At 38.6% G+C, this 18,503-nt stretch carries 19 protein-coding genes; 16 read left to right on the forward strand and 3 right to left on the reverse strand.

Translation table 11 applies throughout. The annotated features are described in order from the left end of the window. The first annotated feature begins 243 nt into the window (after positions 1–243). From ASJ81_RS21230 to ASJ81_RS21265, 7 genes are all read left to right on the forward strand, one after another. Complete coding sequence (locus tag ASJ81_RS21230) at positions 244–1,419, forward strand: IS66 family transposase (RefSeq protein WP_095646105.1); 1,176 nt, start codon at positions 244–246, stop codon at positions 1,417–1,419. A gap of 706 nt (positions 1,420–2,125) precedes the next feature. Further along, positions 2,126–2,776 carry a cohesin domain-containing protein gene (locus tag ASJ81_RS21235; protein ID WP_095646106.1) on the forward strand — a complete coding sequence of 217 codons (651 nt, stop codon included), beginning with the start codon at positions 2,126–2,128 and terminating at the stop codon, positions 2,774–2,776. A 4-nt stretch (positions 2,777–2,780) separates the two neighbouring features. Further along, entirely contained in the window at positions 2,781–4,223 is a 1,443-nt protein-coding gene (locus tag ASJ81_RS21240; RefSeq protein WP_095646107.1) for an ABC transporter substrate-binding protein, read from the forward strand. A 4-nt stretch (positions 4,224–4,227) separates the two neighbouring features. Continuing rightward, the gene (locus ASJ81_RS21245; RefSeq protein WP_095646108.1) at positions 4,228–4,500 is read left to right on the forward strand and encodes a hypothetical protein; all 273 of its coding nucleotides are present in this window, start codon (positions 4,228–4,230) and stop codon (positions 4,498–4,500) included. A 183-nt stretch (positions 4,501–4,683) separates the two neighbouring features. Beyond that, the gene (locus tag ASJ81_RS21250; RefSeq protein ID WP_095646109.1) at positions 4,684–5,310 is read left to right on the forward strand and encodes a class I SAM-dependent methyltransferase; all 627 of its coding nucleotides are present in this window, start codon (positions 4,684–4,686) and stop codon (positions 5,308–5,310) included. Between the two features lie 564 nt (positions 5,311–5,874). Next, positions 5,875–6,951: a FecCD family ABC transporter permease gene (locus ASJ81_RS21260; protein ID WP_245860431.1), complete on the forward strand. Its 1,077-nt coding sequence runs from the start codon at positions 5,875–5,877 to the stop codon at positions 6,949–6,951. Then, positions 6,948–7,721, forward strand: coding sequence for an ABC transporter ATP-binding protein (locus ASJ81_RS21265; RefSeq protein WP_245860433.1), 774 nt, complete (start codon positions 6,948–6,950; stop codon positions 7,719–7,721). Before ASJ81_RS21260 ends, ASJ81_RS21265 begins: the two co-directional genes overlap by 4 nt. Here ASJ81_RS21265 and ASJ81_RS21270 read toward each other — a convergent pair. Further along, positions 7,701–7,901: a hypothetical protein gene (locus ASJ81_RS21270; protein WP_095646111.1), complete on the reverse strand. Its 201-nt coding sequence runs from the start codon at positions 7,899–7,901 to the stop codon at positions 7,701–7,703. The genes ASJ81_RS21265 and ASJ81_RS21270 overlap by 21 nt on opposite strands. 531 nt (positions 7,902–8,432) lie before the next feature. Between ASJ81_RS21270 and mntA the strand changes: the two genes are divergently transcribed. The 8 genes from mntA to ASJ81_RS21305 all read left to right on the forward strand — a co-directional run bounded on the left by mntA (position 8,433) and on the right by ASJ81_RS21305 (position 14,271). Then, positions 8,433–8,876, forward strand: a complete 444-nt coding sequence (gene mntA, locus ASJ81_RS21275; protein WP_095646112.1) for a type VII toxin-antitoxin system MntA family adenylyltransferase antitoxin — start codon at positions 8,433–8,435, stop codon at positions 8,874–8,876. Then, entirely contained in the window at positions 8,873–9,295 is a 423-nt protein-coding gene (gene hepT / locus ASJ81_RS21280) for a type VII toxin-antitoxin system HepT family RNase toxin (RefSeq protein WP_095646113.1), read from the forward strand. Before mntA ends, hepT begins: the two co-directional genes overlap by 4 nt. A 389-nt stretch (positions 9,296–9,684) precedes the next feature. Then, complete coding sequence (locus ASJ81_RS21285; protein ID WP_338037736.1) at positions 9,685–10,062, forward strand: VOC family protein; 378 nt, start codon at positions 9,685–9,687, stop codon at positions 10,060–10,062. A 227-nt stretch (positions 10,063–10,289) separates the two neighbouring features. Then, positions 10,290–10,442 (forward strand): hypothetical protein, encoded by a 153-nt coding sequence (locus ASJ81_RS23125; protein WP_170943444.1) that lies wholly within the window; start codon positions 10,290–10,292, stop codon positions 10,440–10,442. Between the two features lie 519 nt (positions 10,443–10,961). Further along, the gene (locus tag ASJ81_RS21290; RefSeq protein WP_095646115.1) at positions 10,962–11,951 is read left to right on the forward strand and encodes a GAF domain-containing protein; all 990 of its coding nucleotides are present in this window, start codon (positions 10,962–10,964) and stop codon (positions 11,949–11,951) included. Between the two features lie 196 nt (positions 11,952–12,147). Then, positions 12,148–12,525: a hypothetical protein gene (locus ASJ81_RS21295; RefSeq protein ID WP_170943445.1), complete on the forward strand. Its 378-nt coding sequence runs from the start codon at positions 12,148–12,150 to the stop codon at positions 12,523–12,525. A gap of 327 nt (positions 12,526–12,852) precedes the next feature. After that, positions 12,853–13,119, forward strand: a complete 267-nt coding sequence (locus ASJ81_RS21300; protein ID WP_095646117.1) for a hypothetical protein — start codon at positions 12,853–12,855, stop codon at positions 13,117–13,119. Positions 13,120–13,275: 156 nt separating this feature from the next. Then, positions 13,276–14,271 carry a carbohydrate kinase family protein gene (locus ASJ81_RS21305; RefSeq protein WP_245860436.1) on the forward strand — a complete coding sequence of 332 codons (996 nt, stop codon included), beginning with the start codon at positions 13,276–13,278 and terminating at the stop codon, positions 14,269–14,271. Positions 14,272–14,426: 155 nt separating this feature from the next. On the opposite strand, the gene pspAB is transcribed toward ASJ81_RS21305, so the two are convergent. Then, a complete protein-coding gene (pspAB, locus tag ASJ81_RS21310) occupies positions 14,427–15,026 on the reverse strand; it encodes a PspA-associated protein PspAB (protein ID WP_095646119.1) in 600 nt (199 codons plus the stop codon). A 126-nt stretch (positions 15,027–15,152) separates the two neighbouring features. Further along, positions 15,153–16,037 carry a zinc metalloprotease HtpX gene (htpX, locus tag ASJ81_RS21315; RefSeq protein WP_095646120.1) on the reverse strand — a complete coding sequence of 295 codons (885 nt, stop codon included), beginning with the start codon at positions 16,035–16,037 and terminating at the stop codon, positions 15,153–15,155. Positions 16,038–17,066: 1,029 nt separating this feature from the next. Between htpX and ASJ81_RS21320 the strand changes: the two genes are divergently transcribed. Beyond that, positions 17,067–18,503 (forward strand): AIPR family protein (locus tag ASJ81_RS21320; protein WP_095646121.1); only part of this gene is annotated, 1,437 nt, incomplete at its 3' end.

Genomic DNA, 18,503 nt, shown 5'->3' on the forward strand with positions numbered 1-18,503 from the left:
ATATAGGTTTCGAATGACCTCATTTATACAAAATGAAAAATTAGCGAAGTACTTAAACTGGATAAAATAGAGGTTCATCGAACTGAAACATGTAAAGTTAATAGATCCAACTTACCCAGTGATGCGTATCTTAAAGGTTATAGAGACGTAATAATTCAGGATATATACATAAAGCCTGTTAATACAAACTACAGAATAGAGATTTTTTATTCTCCTTCTGAGCATAAAACATATGCAGGAAAATTGCCACAAGGCGTAAAGGGTGAGTTTGGTCCTGGGATCAAATCTTTGATAATTACTCTTAATCATGTTGCTAATGTTTCAGAACCCAAGATACATGAATTCCTGAAAAATATTGGTGTTCATATATCTAAAGCCACTATCTCTCGAATCTTGACAAAAGATATTGATATCTTTCATCAGGAGAAAGCTGAGATTTTTCTGGAAGGTCTTAAGGCTACGCCTTATCAGCAGATTGATGATACAGGTGCAAGAGTCAATGGTGTCAATTATTATACTCAAATTCTTTGTAATCCTTATTATGCTGCTTATTTTACAGTTCCAAATAAGAATCGGGAAACCATTTTAGATGTGCTTTTATGTGGAAAAGAAAAAACGTACTGCTTTAATACTGAAGCATTTGATCTGATGAAAACGTTTAATGTTTCCCAAAGATGGATAGAAAAGCTCTCTTCTTTAAAAAACAAAATATTCAGTGACGAGGAAATGCGTCGAAAATTGGATTGTATTTTTTTGTATGGTAGAAAAACTACTAAGAAGAAAGTTCTTGAAGCCGGTGCAATTGCGGCCTATCATCAGATGACAAACATACCTGTGGTTACCACACTTTTGAGTGATGATGCACGTCAATTCAGGCAAATTGCATATCATCATGCTCTTTGCTGGATTCATGACGGTAGAAACTACAAGAAATTGAGGCCAATAGTTCCTTATCATAAAGAAAAGCTGAAAGCTTTTCTGGACAGTTACTGGAACTTTTATGGTGAGCTTTCTAAGTTTAGAATAAAACCAGATTCAGAGGTAGCGGAGCAATTGTCCATTAAGTTTGATCAGTTGTTTTCTACCAAAACAGGATATGAAAAGCTGGATGAAAGAATCGCTAAGACGAAAGAGAACAAAGAATACCTGTTAAAGGTGCTGAGTTTGCCAGAGATTCCGCTGCATAACAATGCAGCGGAACTGGCAGCAAGAGCAAAGGTCAGAAAAAGAGATGTCAGCCTTCAAACTATAACAGAGGAAGGAACAAAGGCAAACGACACATTTATGACGATTGTTCAGACAGCAAAGAAACTGGATGTAAGTGCATATCAGTACATATGTGATAGAGTCAGCAGTATATTTGAGATGCCATCTTTAGCTCAACTAATCAGAGAAAGAAGTTCAGTGAGTGGAAAGTGAGAGATTTCCACTCAATTTGAAGAGGATACGAATTTTCCTGTGAATATTGCTGGCTCTTGACTTGAAGCTTTTTTCTATGGATACATTGTTTGTTGTGAAAGAAGAGTATTATTTATCGTGAAAAGTATCTGGTTGCCATTAGTAGAACATAAATTTTCGGCTCTTCGTCATTTCCTATGGATAAGATGATTTTCAATTCAAGACCGCATTGGTTTTTATGAGAATATTATGAGAATATCCACACAAAACAACGAAGAGCCAAATTTTCTGCTTTAACTCTCTTTATAAAACTAAAACTCAACGAAAAGTAGTAATAATAAATTATGAAAAAATAATTAGTTTATATTAAGTAAAATGTATTTAAAGTAAATATGATGTTAAATAGAAAGATTAATATCTTACAAATTTATTACTTTTTTGAAAATTAATATGAACAAATGTAAACAAAGTACTTTCAATTTTATTGAAATAATGAGAAAGAAGCAGCTTCCTCTGCTAGTACTCCAAAGTGCCGGAACGGCATTAGATTAGTCGCTGTGACAGGGTGTAGCATTATTATGCAGCATTATTATGTAGCATTACCAGGTGTAGCAGCATTTTTATGATTTTGCCATTCCAGCACACGAGATAATTAAATCTGTTATCCAGCAGTGAGTTTTGACCGATAGTGAAATAGCCTGTATTTAGAGGGCTCAAGGGTGATCGGATGAAAAAAAGTTTATGGACAGAGTTGAAGAGAGAAGTTCTCTTCGGGATTTGTTTTGCTGTACTGCTGGTGTTTGCGGCAGTTCCGTGCCAGGCGCAGCAGACGACTGTCAGCTTAAACACAACTGAGCTGGTAAAGGGAAATACGGTTTATGCAACCGTAAATATCGATAATGTTGAAAATCTTGATGCAGGACAGTTTGATCTGGTGTTCAACCCGGATGTCCTGAAAATTGTCAGTGTCGAAAACGGTAGTATTGGAAGTACGGAAATACCGGTACAATGGAGTTCAGTTGACAGCAAGACGGCAAGAGTGATCTTTAATCTGGAAGGAGTCTCCGGCGTCAGTGGATCTGGAGAACTGGCCAAAATTGGGTTTGAAGTGATGAGTGACGGAGAAGGAGACCTTAGAATTTCTAACGGGCTGCTAGGAAACATCGAAGCTAAACGTATCGATACCATCTGGGGAGATTCCAAAGAAGACGGAAAAGAAGAGAACGGAAAAGAAGAGAACGGAAAAGAAGAGAACGGAAAAGAAGAGAACGGAAAACAAGCAGCTACGAAACAAGCAGCTACTCCCGGATTCGAAGTAGAGCTCTCTTTGATTGGTTTGACTGCAGTAGTCTGTCTGGCCAGGAGTAAACAGAGGTGATAACATGAAAATAGAGTTCCTGGTTGGAATGGTCATTGGTTTGATTCTTCTTACATTACCCGCATTTGCATCGGATTCTCTTAATTTGTCCGACTCCATAAACACATCTGATACCTTAAGTTCATCTGTTTCTACGAATGTACATGATTCTGCGAATGTATCTGATTCTGTGAAAGTATCTAACTCTGCGAATGTATCTAATTCTGCGAATGTATCTAACTCTACGAATGTATCTAATTCCGCAAACGTATCCGATTCTGTGAATCTGTCTGACTCTGAAGCTGCATCGAATGTCACACTCAGCGTTCTTGGAAATGCGAATGGAGACGAGACCATAGATGTGAAAGATGTGGAGTATACTGAAAGCATCATTCTGGGCTCTAAAAACCAAACGCAACTTGCAGATGCGACATGTGATAACAATATCAACATACTTGATGTAACTAAAACCGAGCTGATTAATCTTGGAAAAGCGAAAGAGCTTACTCTTGTTGACGGAGTTGGCAGGCAGGTAAATGTAAGTCTGCCTGTAAAAAGGATCGTCCCCACGGACTACCGTACTACGGAAACTTTGCTTGCTCTCGGAACAGGAGACATGATTGTAGGAGTGGACAAAGCTTTTCATGAGCGTATGGCTGAGTTTGGACTTCTGGATCTTCCTGAGGTTGGAGTGCACGGAAAATCGGTTAACTACGAAATGGTTCTGACTCTCAAGCCCGATATAGTCCTGTTGCCTCTCTCTCAGGCAGAAAATGCCAACCAAATAGCCGACAATCTTCCTAATACCTCTATTGTTGTAATGGGTCTTTCCTCCAAGAAAACAATATACTCTGACTTAACAACTATGGGTTTTGTCCTGGGGAAAGAAAAAGAAGCAAATGAACTCCTCAACTGGATGCAGGGCTATGAAAATCTCGTAAAGGAACGTACTAAAGACCTGAAGACCAATGACATGCCAACTTTCTATTATGAGTATATGTCAGAAGGGGAAGATAAATGGCAGGTAATAACCCCGAACGATCCCAGTGCAGGTCAGGTGGCTGAAAGAACAGGAGGGAGCAATATCGCCACAGGATTAGCCGGCAATTCTGTTGAAGTGGACCCTGAGTGGGTAATAGAGAAAAATCCTGACTTCATGTTTGCGGATTTGATGAAAGGATTTGACAGTGGTCCTGGAAAAACAGAAGAAGATATGAAAGTTTTGCTGACGAAAGTTCTCTCAAACAGACCAGGGTTCGAGAAGGTAAATGCTGTGGAAAATCAAAGAGTCTACTTAATAGATAGGGATATTATCGGAGGACCAAGGTGGGTAATAGGTCATATCTACTTTGCCAAATGCATGCATCCTGAGCTTTTTAAGGACACCAATCCTGAAGAAATTAACAAAGAGTACCTCAAAAAGTTCCATAACATTGAGGTTCCCGGAACCTGGGCTTATCCGGAGTAATAACATGGTTCAAAAAGCTTTCCAGAAGGAAGCCTTTTCACCTTTTTTTGAGGAAGATTTCCTCGATATCGTACGGGGCCATGAGATCTGGGTTGAGAATTGCATGCACAATTTTTCCCCAGGAGATCCCATAGTACGTGACCTTTGCTTTGGACATATGAAAAGTGACAAGGCGGTTAAGATCGAAAAAATGACTCCTACAGTCTTTGGTACCTGGGGAAAAATCATGCCGTTGAGGTCAGTGTCGCAGAAAGACAGTATATGGAATACATACTGACAATCGTGATTTTCCTATTGAAGTGACAATTGACCAGGAAGGCATAGTTGACATTGATCTCAAAAAAAGTGGAAAGTGAATGTTAAACGTTGGACACAAAGACCCTGAAAAAAGCGCAAAAGCTCTGTATAACAAAAAAGTAATGACTGCAACTTTTACTATAATGGACGTAGGTGAAAACATATGGAAGTAAAGCCTCAAATTAGAGAATGGTGGGACAATGCAGAACACGATTACGATGCCATTGCAGCACATGGAGTTCATTCTGAAGCAGAAAAGAAACTCTGGACAGAAGCAATCACCCAGATCCTGGGAACCGGGCAGAAACTGAGAATTCTGGACATGGGAACAGGCACTGGATTTTTAGCTCTGCTGCTGGCTGAGCTGGGTTATGATGTCACAGGTGCAGACTGGGCAAAGAATAAACTGGAAAAAGCAAAAAAGAAAATGGAAATAGCCGGAAGTTCCGTAAATTTTGTTGTGGAAGATGCCGAGAATCTCTCGTTTGAAGCTGAGCAGTTTGATGCGGTTGTCAGTAGACACTTGATCTGGACTCTTGCAAACCCGGCTTCTGCATTTAAAGAGTGGGCGAGAGTGACAAAACCCGGGGGTAAAGTCCTGACAGATATTCCGGCCAGACATTCTCATCCCGGAAACCATCACTTTGGAGGAGAGATAGGAAAGGAATTGCCTTTCTACAATGGGGCTGACCCTGGAGAGCTAATCAGCATGTTTGAAGCGGCGGGGCTTGTGAACGTATCTGTCAAAGTGTTCGATAAAATGATGCTTGTAGAAGGAGAAAAAGAATAAGCCATTGTAAATGCTTCGATGTTTCGTGCAGTTGAACTCGGATATCTGTCTTCTCTTTCATGGTCATTGGCATACTGATGGCAAGTACGCAGTTGAGTTCAGGACATTTGATCGATTATTTCAGGTAGAAACCGATACTCCACATTTTCGAGCTATGCTGAGCCTGAAAAATAATCTCGGTAAGTGCAGTTTTAGGTGGGATTGATAGTCTTAACAATTCCTTCTCTAATACTGGTTTCATGAAGATTAGACAATTCATGAAGATTAGACAATTCATGAAGATTAGACAATTCATGAAGATTAGACAATTCATGAAGATTAGACAATTCATGAAGATTAGACAATTCATGAAGATTAGACAATTCATGAAGATTAGACAATTCATGAAGATTAGACAATTCATGAAGATTAGACAATTCATGAAGATTAGACAATTCATGAAGATTAGACAATTCATGAAGATTAGACAATTATACCATTATCAGTATGTTTGAGGCAGCACTTACCGAATAAAACCAATTGAATGAAAAACAATAAATTGCCTAATGTAATGGATGTGTATCTTTGGAGACAAAACAGTATACGTTGACTAAAGAAGAGGTTAGAAATCGGTACAATAAGCTTATCGGAAAAAAGGTCTTCATTATTTTCTTCCTCCTATTCTCAATAATTCTCGTATCAGGCATATCCGCCTCTATGGGATCTGCAAACCTATCTATATGGGAGATTTACTCTTCAATACTGCACAGGTTATTTCCAGCTTATTTTGAGCCGGGTTGGCTTGCCGATGTATGTACATGGAACCTCAGGCTTCCCCGTATATTTATGGGAATAGTTGCTGGTTTCGGGCTTGGGGTTGCAGGCTGTGTAACGCAGGCAGTACTCAAAAACCCTCTTGCAAGTCCCTATACGCTCGGTATATCTTCGGGTGCCGGCTTTGGGGCGTCTCTTGCAATCCTTACAGGCATAAGTGTTGCTGGAGGAAATTATCTTGTAATAGGCAACGCTTTCCTATTCGCACTATTATGTTCTTTTATAATCCTTGGATTATCAAACCGAAAAGGTGCAACACCTGAAACCATGATTCTGGCTGGCATTGCAATGATGTATTTGTTTGCTGCAATGACAACAATCCTTCAGTACTTTGGCGAAGCTGAGGCTGTAAAGGAAGCTGTATTCTGGACAGTAGGTGATCTTGATAGGTCCTCCTGGCCTAAGGTCACTATCATACTCGGCGTACTAACATGTTGCCTCCCTCTGCTCATAATAAAGTCACCGGATCTTAACCTAATGGCTGCGGGTGATGAAACTGCAGCAAGCCTGGGTGTGAATGTTAAACGTACCCGGATTGTTCTAATGTCAATCACGACTTTGCTTGTTGCATGCATTGTATGCTTTACTGGAACAATCGGATTCATAGGCCTGGTTGCTCCGCACTTCACGCGAATTGCAGTAGGAGGCGATAACAGGTTTGCTCTTCCAGTATCCGGCCTTCTTGGTGCGTTACTGCTGACTAGCGCAGACCTTGTAGCAAGAAGAATTCTAGCTCCAATAATTCTTCCTGTCGGAGCAATAACTGCCTTCATGGGCGCTCCGCTTTTTTTGTATATGATCATGAAAAGAAAGAGGGAATACTGGTGAAACTGAAGGTAAACAATGTTGAATTTGCTTATAAAAGTATATCCGTGCTTGAAAATGTATCAATGGAACTGAACCGCGCAGAAGTTCTTGGCATTGTAGGTCCAAACGGTACCGGAAAGTCCACCCTGATCCGGTGTATCGACCATATACTGAACCCGAAAAGAGGAAGCATACTACTGGACGGCCACAATATCAGTAAAATGAGCAGAATGGAGATTGCAAGAAAAATGGGCTATGTACCGCAGAGTCTTGAAGGTGTTTTTCCTGCTTCTGTTATAGATACCGTTCTTATGGGCAGACGCCCTTATCTTGGATGGAAGAACAGTAAAGAGGACCTGGATTGTGTACTGGAAGTGCTGGAATTACTTGGAATGATGGAGTTTGCCATGAGAGATATTAAAGAAATCAGCGGAGGTCAGCAACAAAAAGTGCTTATCGCACGCGCACTTGCACAGAAAGCAAACATTCTTCTTCTTGACGAGCCAACCAGCAACCTTGATATAAGGCATCAACTCGAAGTCATGGGAATTATAAAGAATATCGTGAAGAACAAAGGAATCTCTGCAATCATGGCACTTCACGACCTGAATCTGGCTTCCAGATATGCCGATAGAATAATTATGATGAAAGATGGAAAAATATTTGCCGTTGGGAATCCGACTTCAGTTCTCACCGTAGAAAATATAAAAGAGGTCTATGGTGTACGAGCTCTTGTGAAAAATGATGGAGATAATCCATATATCATTCCGCTAGAACCTGCAACAAGTTAACGAAGCTGCCGTTTGTGTCTGAACTTCAACGGAATTAACAGTACAAAAGTAGTCTATTTCCTCCATAACTCCTTTCTTTCTCCATAACTCCTTTCTTTCTCCATAACTCCTTTCTTTCTCCATAATCCCTTTCTTTCTCCATAATTCCTTTCTTTCTCCATAATCCCTTTCTTTCTCCATAACTCCCTTCTTTTTCCGACTATCTCTTCAAACTCTCTAATTTCTTAGTTGTTACTTAAATCTCTCTTCAAACTCTCTACTTTCGTATTTTTTACTCAAATCTCTTGCATTCCTTCACCCTCATTCCCGCATCCTAGCTAAAGCTAGAAGATTCGATAAAAAACCTCGTACACTCTTTTTAATCCATAACCCTTAGCAAAACCAGCTTAAGATGCAATAAGAAAGGAAGTCTTCTTGTAAAGTAGCGATATAATGAAGAATCACAGTGAGAAGATCAAAGAGAGCAAGAAGGATTTTGATAGAAACTGCTCAATTAGCGGCAAGAAAAGTAGTAAGTTAAAAAGTTTTATGCTTATTTTTTGTGCTTATGTTTTAAGCTTAATTTTATGCTTAGTTTTATGCTAATGTACGATCTCGCATAATCTTGAGACATTTATAGAGAGAAGTTCTAAAGCTAAATAAGTTATAAACCGAAAGTAAGCATTAAGATATAAAACCAATTAGACGAGTTAACACCTTACGGTTGATTATATGCAGTCAGAAATTGTAAAAGTAGGTTTAAAAGAACTTGAAATAAAACTGACAGAATTTTTCTCCGGCGAAGCCTGTGTTGTGGTTGCTTACCTGTTCGGTTCAACCGCCAGGGAAGAAGCAAATTGCCTTAGTGATATAGATATTGCTGTCCTTCTTGACGATTCACTTACCGGAAAAGAGGCTTTTGACCTTCAGCTGAGATTAATAGTTGATCTGGGAGACCTTCTGAAAACAAAAAATGTGGACCTTGTTGTACTTAATGACTCCCCTCTGCTTCTGTCATTCAATATTATACGCGATGGAATTATTTTGAAGTCCGATGAAAGGAAAAGAGTGGGTTTTGAGACACGGATAATGTCAAGATATTACGATGAACAGTACTATATTGAAAGGCATATGAAAAGAACAATTGAAAGAATGTCAAAAGGCAGGTTGAAATGAGGCAGGAAATAATCGACAAGCTTGAACTGCTTGAAGAATACATAACCAGACTTAAGGATCTTCAACAGTATAGCCTTGAAGAAGTTGAGAAAAACTACATGCTTAGAGGAGCTGTAGAAAGATATTTGCAAGTCTCACTGGAGTGTATGCTTGATATTGGGGAAATTATTATTTCAGAGGAAAAGATAAAACGCCCTGAGAGTTACAGGGAAACATTTCGCGTCCTTGGAGAAATCGGTGTCCTTCCTGAGACCTTTGCTAGAAAAATTGAACCTGCTGCAGGGTTCAGAAATGTGCTCGTACATATGTATGCGAAAGTAGAGCTGGATAGGCTTTACGAAAATCTTCAAAAAGGCACTGAAGATATGGAACTTTTCACTGAGTATGTTGCTCAGTTTTTAGCTAAAAAGAATATTTAATATTTCTTTCTAATTCTTTACCCAAAAGCCATTAAAAAGTCCGAGTATCTTATTATTTTGATAGATAATTTGAAAATTAAAAAACGAAAGATCGACAATGCGAAAAAAATCGATCTGGATCTTCGAATTTCCTTAGAATCTCTTCAGAATCTCCTCAGAATCTCCTCGAAATTTTCTTAGAATTTCCTCGGAATTTTCTTAGAATCTCCTCAGATTTAGAATCTCCTTAGAATTTAGAATCTCCTCAGAATCCCCTAATGGTTTTCTGACTTCTATTTACCGTTACGGATCAGAAAACCAAGTGTTTAAAAAAGTAAAGCCTAAATTAATATATGAATATCATCCAAACTATCTAATTAAAGCAGGGGGTAATTCTCACGCCAAGAGTAATTCATTTTGAGATATATGCAGAGGATATTGCACGGGCTAAGAAGTTCTATGAGGATGTGTTCGGCTGGAAAATAGAGAGGTCGGAAGGTTCGGTAGAATACTGGAGTGTAATCACCGGCAAGGGAGACGAGCCGGGAATCGACGGCGGCATTATGAAAAGACAGGGAAAGGAACCTAGAGCGGATACGCCAATAAGTACCTATATCTGCACAATAGGTGTCCCGAATCTCGATGAATACCTGAACAGGATACAAAAACACGGTGGTAAAATCACTATGGAAAAAAAACCAATACGTGGGGTCGGCTGGTACGCTTATTGCCTCGACACCGAAAAAAACATATTTGGGGTAATGCAGCCGGACGCAAGTGTCAGATAAGCTCTTTTTTATCATATTTTTGATACTGGTCCTAGTTCCCCGTATTTTATTCTTGTGTTCTGTTTTTCACTTCATTTTACCACATGTAGACAAATTTGGTTACTGCACTCCCTCAATTAAAAATATTCAACAAATATGAAACGTTTTTATACTGTAACGAAGTCATATATCACTTTTTTTGAAGTATTTTATAGTCCGCCTCTCAACTTCCACATGGATGTTACCCCATGCCCGAGCATCAGCAAGTTCAGCAGTCCAAAATATCGGATACCAACTTTGAAAAGCGAACAACTCCCGTAAGCCAGACTCCTGTATCAAATCCTTATTCTGTTATCCAGCGCGTAAAAATCAACCCGAAGTCCCTACTCATGCTGATATAATGCAGCTTTAGCGTACCATTGGAAACAGGGAGATCGGTATATGGACGAAAGCCGCGATAAAACGCCATTTTATAAATATATTTGTTATACGGTTCACACTTCTAAAGAAAAATTAATATGTGGTGTAAAACAGAAACCGTAAGTAGGCTGTCAAATCATCGTCCACGGACCGGGAAATCAGGAAAAGACACCTGCAGAAAACAAACATGCAAAGAGTTTTAAACAGTTAGATGAATAGGCTTGGAATTTAAATGTATATACTTTAAAATCCTTAAATCAAATTTAGTTTATATACTTTTCCTTACATTTCCTTACATTTCCTTTTATTAATTCATTTCCTTTAACCAGATTTTTTTAATCGATTTTAATTTTCAAGTCTCTACCTTCTGATGCTCTCTGAAAACAAAATCACAAGCTTTTTTATTTATTGCATACTTTTATGTTTGCGAAGCAAAAAATGTAAATATCCAAAATTTTTGCAGAGATTCCTGCAAGATATTTTGATCATAGGAGAACTAAATGCCTAAAACAGTCTCGAACTCAGCTAAGAACGGGGACAGTAGACAAAAATCATATAAATATTTAAGTGAGACGGCTTTATGCAATGCTCTTGAGATGGCAAAGGAACTGATCTCGGTGATAAATAAGGTTCCGGTCACGGTTTTCCTCTGGAGGCCAGAGAAATACTGGCCTGCTGAGTTTGTATCAGAAAACATAAAGAAATTCGAGTATACTGCCGAAGAATTTACATCCGGAAAACTTCTTTATGGCAATATCATACACCCTGATGACCTGGGAATGGTTGAAAGAGAACTCTCAAGAAGAATAGAAGAAAATTACGTGGACTATTCTCAAGAGTATCGTATCCTGACGAAATCAGGTGAGATACGCTGGGTTGATGAAAGGACTTTCATTGAAGCCGATGAAAATGGGACTGTAAAGTACCTTATGGGGATAGTCATGGATGTTACTGAGCGGAAAAGAAAAGAAAAATTGCTCTACATCCAGAGGGATCTGGGCATCGCATTAAGCACTTCAAGTGCCCTTAACGAGACTCTTGAGAAACTACTGGATTCCTGCCTCCAAATTGATGAAATCAATGCAGGAGGTATTTATCTCATAGATGAAGAAACAGGAGATATGACGCTTGCAATTCACCGTGGTTTTTCCCCCATTTTTGTTGAGCATGCCTCCCGTTACAGTGTGAATTCCCCTAATACTAAACTTGTTATGATAGGACAACCGGTTTATAAACAGCATATAGACCTGCTTCTCACTTCGAGAGATGATGCGCTCAGGCGTGAAAACCTCAGGGCTACCGCAATAATCCCCATAAAATCAGGAAGAAAAGTCATTGCAGCTTTTTATCTTGCTTCGAGCCTTGAACTCGAGTTTCCAGATAGTGTACGTACTGCCCTCGAAACCATTGCGACGCAGTTTGGAGTCTTCATTTCCTGTATCCGCCTGGAAGAAAAACTAAAAGAATGTAGAAAGAAGAGAAAGTTATAAATAAGCTTTCTTTTTACTCTTTACCTCAATTCCGTCCAGATCCCGTCCAAATCCCGGTCACGTTTACAGTTAGGCTCACTACTTCCCGAACAGTCACGGCAAAGTCACAGAGAATGCGGATAATCACAGATTTCTAAAAATAACTAAACATTTAGCATTTTATGCTGTGCCATATATCAATATTATTGGATTTTTAATGTTATCCCGTCAACTCCACAGGGATGTACCCATGCCCGAGCACCAGCAAATCCAGCAATCCAAAAAAACGAATACAATTTTACAAAAGCGAACAACTCCCATAAGCCAGACTCCCTTCTCTAATCCTTATTCTATCATCCAGCGTGCCAAAACCAACCCGAAATCCCTCACCCATGCTGACATTGTGCAGCTTCAACGTACTATTGGAAACAGGGCAGTCGGCAGGTTGCTTTTAAGTATCGGAAATTCTCCCACAATTCAACAATCAACAGTCCAGCGTCAAGAAATTCCAAAGGAAGAAGAAACGTGTTCCTCATGCATGCAGAGGCAAGAAGTGCGTGTGGCTACCTCCTCCAATAAGTTCCAAATAATATAAAGCCCGGAGGAAATGGAAGGATAAAAGAGAATATCTACTGGGGCTTGGCAGGTCTTATCTGATCGTGGACAGAGATGATGGTTACTTGTGTGTTCTTTCTCTTAATCAAAAGTCTTTAGGATGCCTAATACTCTGACCAGAAACTCTTATATATTTTATATATTGAACAATTACTAATTTACGGAAAAAGTAGCATGGTGAAAAAGGTAGAACGAACTCGAAGACTCTTATGAGAGCACTATGAGAGCGTTGACAGAAAATAGATATAACTGGCTGCCCATCGAACCTTAAATTTCAAAGAGTTATTTCATAGAGTGGAGAAATTATATGACTGTTATAGATGAGCATATTGTTGACCAGAGTAAGTATATTGTTGATGTCGCTTTGAAGCTGCGAAATCTCGATCTTGAAATTGCTAAAAATCCAAACTGCTATGAGCTTAAATCGAGGCGACTTAAAGTCTTGGAAGACCTTCACGACAAAACCCGTGCAGAGATGGTGCAAGCTGCAGCCGAACTCCGTAGAAGTAAAGACAGAGAGGGTAATCATTGTGCTGACTGCATGAGATGTGATTTATATAAGGAGTTTGTTTGAGTCATAACTGTGTCCGCTGGAAGCTGACAAAAAAGCGATTAAGAATGAGATGATGTTTGAGCTGCTTTTCATCGGCTTTGAGGAGAAACTTGAAGCAAGGGAATTTTAGTTTACTCAAGCTCTGCATGGTATTCACAAGTCAAAGTGTTATCACTCATGAGTCAATATACCGTATTGATGAATGAAAATTCTCATCCCCTCTACATTAAGCCAATTAAAGCCCTTACTTTCGGGGAAGCCCTTTTTGATATTATTAAAGGTTCAGCCCACCTTGGAGGAGCTCCGCTGAACCTTGCAGCCCACCTTGCAAAACTGGGAGCAAAACCGGCTGTGATTACGGCAGTCGGAAGGGACGAACTTGGAGAAAAACTGATTTCCCAGGCTGAAGCGGTGGGAATTGACACCTCTTACATCTTAACTGATGAAAAGAGACCTACAGGGACGGTTACTGTCGAGCTACAGGCAGAAGGAATTCCGGTTTTCACAATTAACAAAGGTGTTGCCTGGGATGCGATTACACCAGGTAAAAAGGAGTTTGAGGCCCTTTCCAGGGAAGAATGGGACGTTTTTTGTTTCGGAACCCTTGCCCAGAGGACGGAAGAAAACCGAAAAACTCTGGAAAGGCTGTTTTCGGAAATAAAATCAAAAGATTTCTTCTATGATGTAAACCTGAGGACAGGGAATTACAAAAAAGAATGGATACTGTCTTCACTAGAACACACAACGATTTTAAAGCTGAATGAAGAAGAAGCCGCCACTATTTCCTGCCTGCTTTCCAGCACTACGAATACCTGTAAGCCTCTTACTTCTTACAAAGCTTTCTGCCGCCTGGTTACCGAAAAATATCCTGAAATTTCCGTTATCTGCATCTCAAGAGGGCCAAGAGGAGCTGCTGTTTACCATAGAGGAGTTTATGAAGAAGTAGGAACCACTCCTGTCGAGGTTGCAGACACCGTCGGAGCCGGAGATGCCTTTTCCGCAGGTTTTCTTTACACATACCTCTCAGGATACGAAGTTTCAAAAGCCGCTTCAATTGCCTGCATTCTTGGAACATATGTTGCATCAAAATCAGGTGCGGTGCCCGAATATTCAAAAGAGCTTATGGAAAAGCTCAAAGCTCAAGGATTAAACCTTAGCTTGATTAAAACCTGAAACTGATTAAAACCTTAGCTTGATTAAAACCTGAAATTGATTAAAACCTGAAAGGTTATGAGGGATTAAGTTGAGTGAACTTGATTAAAAATCAAAGGAAAAAATAATTTAGAAAATGTGTTGAAAGTGTATTGAACTTCTTGACATCACAGTTTTTAGAATGGAATTCCCCAAAGGGGATACCACTTTTCTACATTTTCTTCGATAGGCATTTCCCTTTCCATTTCCGCCCTTAATTTAAATTCAAAAGGACTGTCCCTCTGCTTACCGGAAAGCGGGATAAAGGGGTAATAAGTTCCCTGCTTAAAATTATAGATCCAGTAAACGGTTTTTCCACGGCCGGAGTTTCCAGCTTCTGGTTCGCCGTCAAATCTGTAAATAGCACAGAGAAGCTGCCCGCCAAAGCCGTGTTCTTCAAGGGTTTCACTTACAAGGTGAATATTTGCAACAAGGTCTTCGAAGTCCGGGTCTTTAAAAATAGCCCACAGAAAATCGAACTCGTCTTTTTCCAGCCTGAACTCGGTTTCCGTTTCCTTTGAGCTGTACTCCAGAAGTTCCTGAATCTCCTTTCGTGCAGATTCGTATGCTGAAGCCCCTATTGGCTTAAAACAGATCCCTGCCGATCCCGAAGGCTTCAGGCCAAGATTGCTTTCCAGAGTGATACTGGCTGTAGACATTGCAAATAATTTCTCACTTTTTGCTTTTGGAAGTGTACTCTTACCGAGAATTGCGTCCACAAAATCGCGAAGACCCATTTAGTCTCTCCTTTTTAATTCGTGTCCTTAATTCGTATTGTAATCCGCTTTCTTAATAGTGTCCTGTTAAATGAGATTTCATGACCAGGATTCGTCCTGTGACCAGAATTTTGCCAGTACATCAGGTTAACCCAGATCCTGCTGCATTTTTTCAAGCTTGGCTATTCTTTTTTCTACAGAGGGATGAGTGGAAAAAATATCCATAATAGACGAACCTGAGATTGCAGGGATGATGAAAAATGCATTCATTCCCTCTACTGACCTGAGGTCTTCGCTTGGGACTCTGGACATGACTCCGCTTATCTTCATTAGAGCTGATGCAAGGTTCGACGGCTGTCCGGTAATAACGGCTGCGCCCCTGTCTGCAGCATATTCCCTGTAGCGGGAAAGGGCTCGAGTAAGTAGAAAACTGATAGCCCAGACTGCAAGTGAAACTAACCAGACAAGCAAAATGCCTCCACCTTCTTTTTTCCGGTCTCCTCCCATATTTCCAAAGTAGAGGCTGTAACGGACAAAGTAAAAAGCCAGGGTTGAGATGAAACTGGCAATTGTCATGACAGCCATATCCCTGTTTTTGACATGGGTAAGTTCGTGAGCAAGCACGGCCTCGAGTTCGGCTGGAGAGAGTTTGTCCATAATTCCTGTAGTAACTGCAACAACAGCGTTGTTCTGGTTCCGGCCTGTTGCAAAGGCATTCGGAACCTGAGTTCTGACAATTGCCACCTTAGGTTTCGGGAGATCAGCTATTGCGCAGAGCCGCGTAATTATCCCGTGCAGTTGTGGGGCTTCGCTTTCAGAAACGATCTGTGCGCCGGTTGACCACATTACCAGTTTATCCGAATAAAAGTACTGGATAGCCATGAAAGAGCCTACAAAAAGCATCATAACTACCGGTGGAGTCCCGTTGTACGAGAGAAACGCCAGGAAAAAAAGGTAAACTGCTGCCAGAAGAAACATTGTGAAAATCATCCGTCCCTGAAGTCCTAAATCCCGTTCCCACTTTCGTTTCATTAATTTCTACTCCTGAGTATGATTTATATGTCAATTACGTTTAGGTAAAACTTCAATTGATTACTCCTGAAGTAAAGTGCTGTTGCAGTGAATTGCAACTAAAGTAAAGTGCGATAAAGTGCGATTATAGTTATATGCGGTTAAAGCTGAGTACGTTTTAAATGATAACTAAATCTGAGTTTAAATTATAATTAAACCTATGTTAAATGAAATATTAAATCTACAAATATTAAACCTGTAAATATTAGATCTGTAAATATTGACGTACTAATATTAAACTTATAAATATAGCTTCCGTTAAAAGGACTCAGTACCAAAATCTTGTAAGAAAGTACTTACAAGATATGAATAAAAGAAATCATAATTTGGAATTGTAATGTTAGCAGTAATAATGAAGTTACAGGAAGTTTCAGGATAAGCTCTCAAATAAAAGAAATAAAATTAAAAGAGCTATAACATAAACAAAGAAATTGTAAGCTCATTTAGGTTGAAATTAAGGAATTCCACAAAGCTCAGGGAAGGACTTCTTTCCTGCATTTTTTAATACCTTATAAATGCAATGTATTGAGAAAACAGTATAAAAATTGGATAATATATTTGTAACATTTTTATATACACAATTTAAATATTTTTAAGAGATGTGCATAGTAATTTAAATCTTGATATCATCCACTTTTTCCACACCCAATATGGACATATTCTTATCAAATATCACAACATCCATGTATTTACATCTTCTCAATTTTCAAACTCAATATTCTCAAACATATTATAGGGCATAATGACTACACTGACTTTTTCCTCGTCTTTGTAAACAGCTATCTTGATCTTTCCATCATCCTCAACACCAAGCCTCAAAATGCATCAACTATTCTGCGTCAACGAGATTCGCCATACCAAGAATTAACAATATTCAATCTTTTGACAATTTATTTATACATCCGTAGATGACATATTAATATTATCTAAGTAGATTAAGTGGATTTAAAGGCTTCTTGATATTGTAAACATATTTTTAGAGGATTATCTATGGCAAACAATGATGTTATATTTTTAAATAACTTACTTACTCAAAAAAAAGATGAATTTGATAATTCTTTATCAGACGATGAATTTTTTGAATTATTTTCTTTCGATCAAATTTTGAAAAAATATGATCTTTCATATGATGAATTATCATATGGAGATGTTGACGGCGGTGACGATGGTGGAATAGATGGTTTTTTCTTTTTTATAAACGACGAAATGATTTACGAAAAACCGAATTTAAATTCATTTCAGAAGTACTCAAACTTAGATTTATTTATCATTCAATCTAAAAGTTCCTCATCATTTTCAGAGAAAGTATTCGATCGCGTGATCTCTACAGTTAGAGATATTTTTAATTTAGAGAAATCATTAGATTCTCTAAAAAAAGTATATAACACTGAACTTTTAGAAAAAGCTAGCCTTTTTAGAGATACTTATCTTGGTATAGCATCTAGCCACCCAATTTTGAACATTTATTTTGTTTGTTCAAGTAAAGGAGATGCTTCTTCCATCAACATTAAAGTCGCAAATAGAGCAAATAATTTAAAAGAAGTGTTAATGGACTATTTTAGCGGGGCTAATATAGAAATAAAATATTATGGAGTTAGAGAGCTGATTAACTCGTCTCGAGTAGCAAAAGAATATACTTTACCATTAAAATTTGAAGAAACATTATCTAAAGGAGATAATAGTTACATTGTTTTATCAAATTTAATTGATTATTATAAGTTCGTTACTGACGATAATGAAGATATAAGACGTTATATATTTGAATCAAATGTTAGAGATTATCAAGGTGGAGTCGAGGTAAATAAAGACATAAAAGGTAGCCTTGAATCTCGTGATAATTTAGATTTTTGGTGGCTTAATAACGGAATCAATATTTTATCTTCAAATGCAAGTATTGTTGGTAAGACGATTCATCTTGAGAACGTGCAAATTGTTAATGGTTTACAAACAACCTTTAGTATCTGGAACTATCTAAAAGAAAAACATAGAGACTTAGAGAATGAGAAAAGATCAATTTTGATAAAAATTATTGTATTAGATCAAAGCCTTTCTGAAACTAGAGATCGTATAATAAAGGCGACAAATTTCCAAACAGCTATTCAAACAGCTTCATTAAGAGCAACTGATCAAATTCAACGTGATATTGAAGAATACTTTTTGAGTAAAGGTTTGTTTTACGATAGACGAAAAAATTATTATAAAAATATTGGAAAAAATGCAACAAGCATTATAAGTATTCAATTGTTATCGCAAGCTTTTATGGCTATAATTCTTCGTGAACCGCACAATGCACGTGCAAAACCTGCATCTCTTATAAAAGAGGATTCTACTTATGACAAAATATTTAATAAATCAATACAACCTGAAGTGTATTTATTTCAGTCGAATACCCCGCTAGCTTGCTGCGGGGATGGAAAACTTCCCCGG

This window comes from Methanosarcina spelaei (genome assembly GCF_002287235.1).
GTDB classification, from domain to species: Archaea; Halobacteriota; Methanosarcinia; order Methanosarcinales; family Methanosarcinaceae; genus Methanosarcina; species Methanosarcina spelaei.

Coding starts and splice junctions, on each gene's coding strand:
- ASJ81_RS21290 (WP_095646115.1), top strand. CDS start 10,962: ATGCCTAAAACAGTCTCGAACTCAGCTAAGAACGGGGACAGTAGACAA.
- hepT (WP_095646113.1), top strand. CDS start 8,873: ATGAGGCAGGAAATAATCGACAAGCTTGAACTGCTTGAAGAATACATA.
- ASJ81_RS21250 (WP_095646109.1), top strand. CDS start 4,684: ATGGAAGTAAAGCCTCAAATTAGAGAATGGTGGGACAATGCAGAACAC.
- ASJ81_RS23125 (WP_170943444.1), top strand. CDS start 10,290: ATGCCCGAGCATCAGCAAGTTCAGCAGTCCAAAATATCGGATACCAAC.
- mntA (WP_095646112.1), top strand. CDS start 8,433: ATGCAGTCAGAAATTGTAAAAGTAGGTTTAAAAGAACTTGAAATAAAA.
- pspAB (WP_095646119.1), bottom strand. CDS start 15,026: ATGGGTCTTCGCGATTTTGTGGACGCAATTCTCGGTAAGAGTACACTT.
- ASJ81_RS21305 (WP_245860436.1), top strand. CDS start 13,276: ATGAGTCAATATACCGTATTGATGAATGAAAATTCTCATCCCCTCTAC.
- ASJ81_RS21235 (WP_095646106.1), top strand. CDS start 2,126: ATGAAAAAAAGTTTATGGACAGAGTTGAAGAGAGAAGTTCTCTTCGGG.
- ASJ81_RS21300 (WP_095646117.1), top strand. CDS start 12,853: ATGACTGTTATAGATGAGCATATTGTTGACCAGAGTAAGTATATTGTT.
- ASJ81_RS21245 (WP_095646108.1), top strand. CDS start 4,228: ATGGTTCAAAAAGCTTTCCAGAAGGAAGCCTTTTCACCTTTTTTTGAG.
- ASJ81_RS21270 (WP_095646111.1), bottom strand. CDS start 7,901: ATGGAGAAAGAAAGGGATTATGGAGAAAGAAAGGAATTATGGAGAAAG.
- htpX (WP_095646120.1), bottom strand. CDS start 16,037: ATGAAACGAAAGTGGGAACGGGATTTAGGACTTCAGGGACGGATGATT.
- ASJ81_RS21240 (WP_095646107.1), top strand. CDS start 2,781: ATGAAAATAGAGTTCCTGGTTGGAATGGTCATTGGTTTGATTCTTCTT.
- ASJ81_RS21295 (WP_170943445.1), top strand. CDS start 12,148: ATGTTATCCCGTCAACTCCACAGGGATGTACCCATGCCCGAGCACCAG.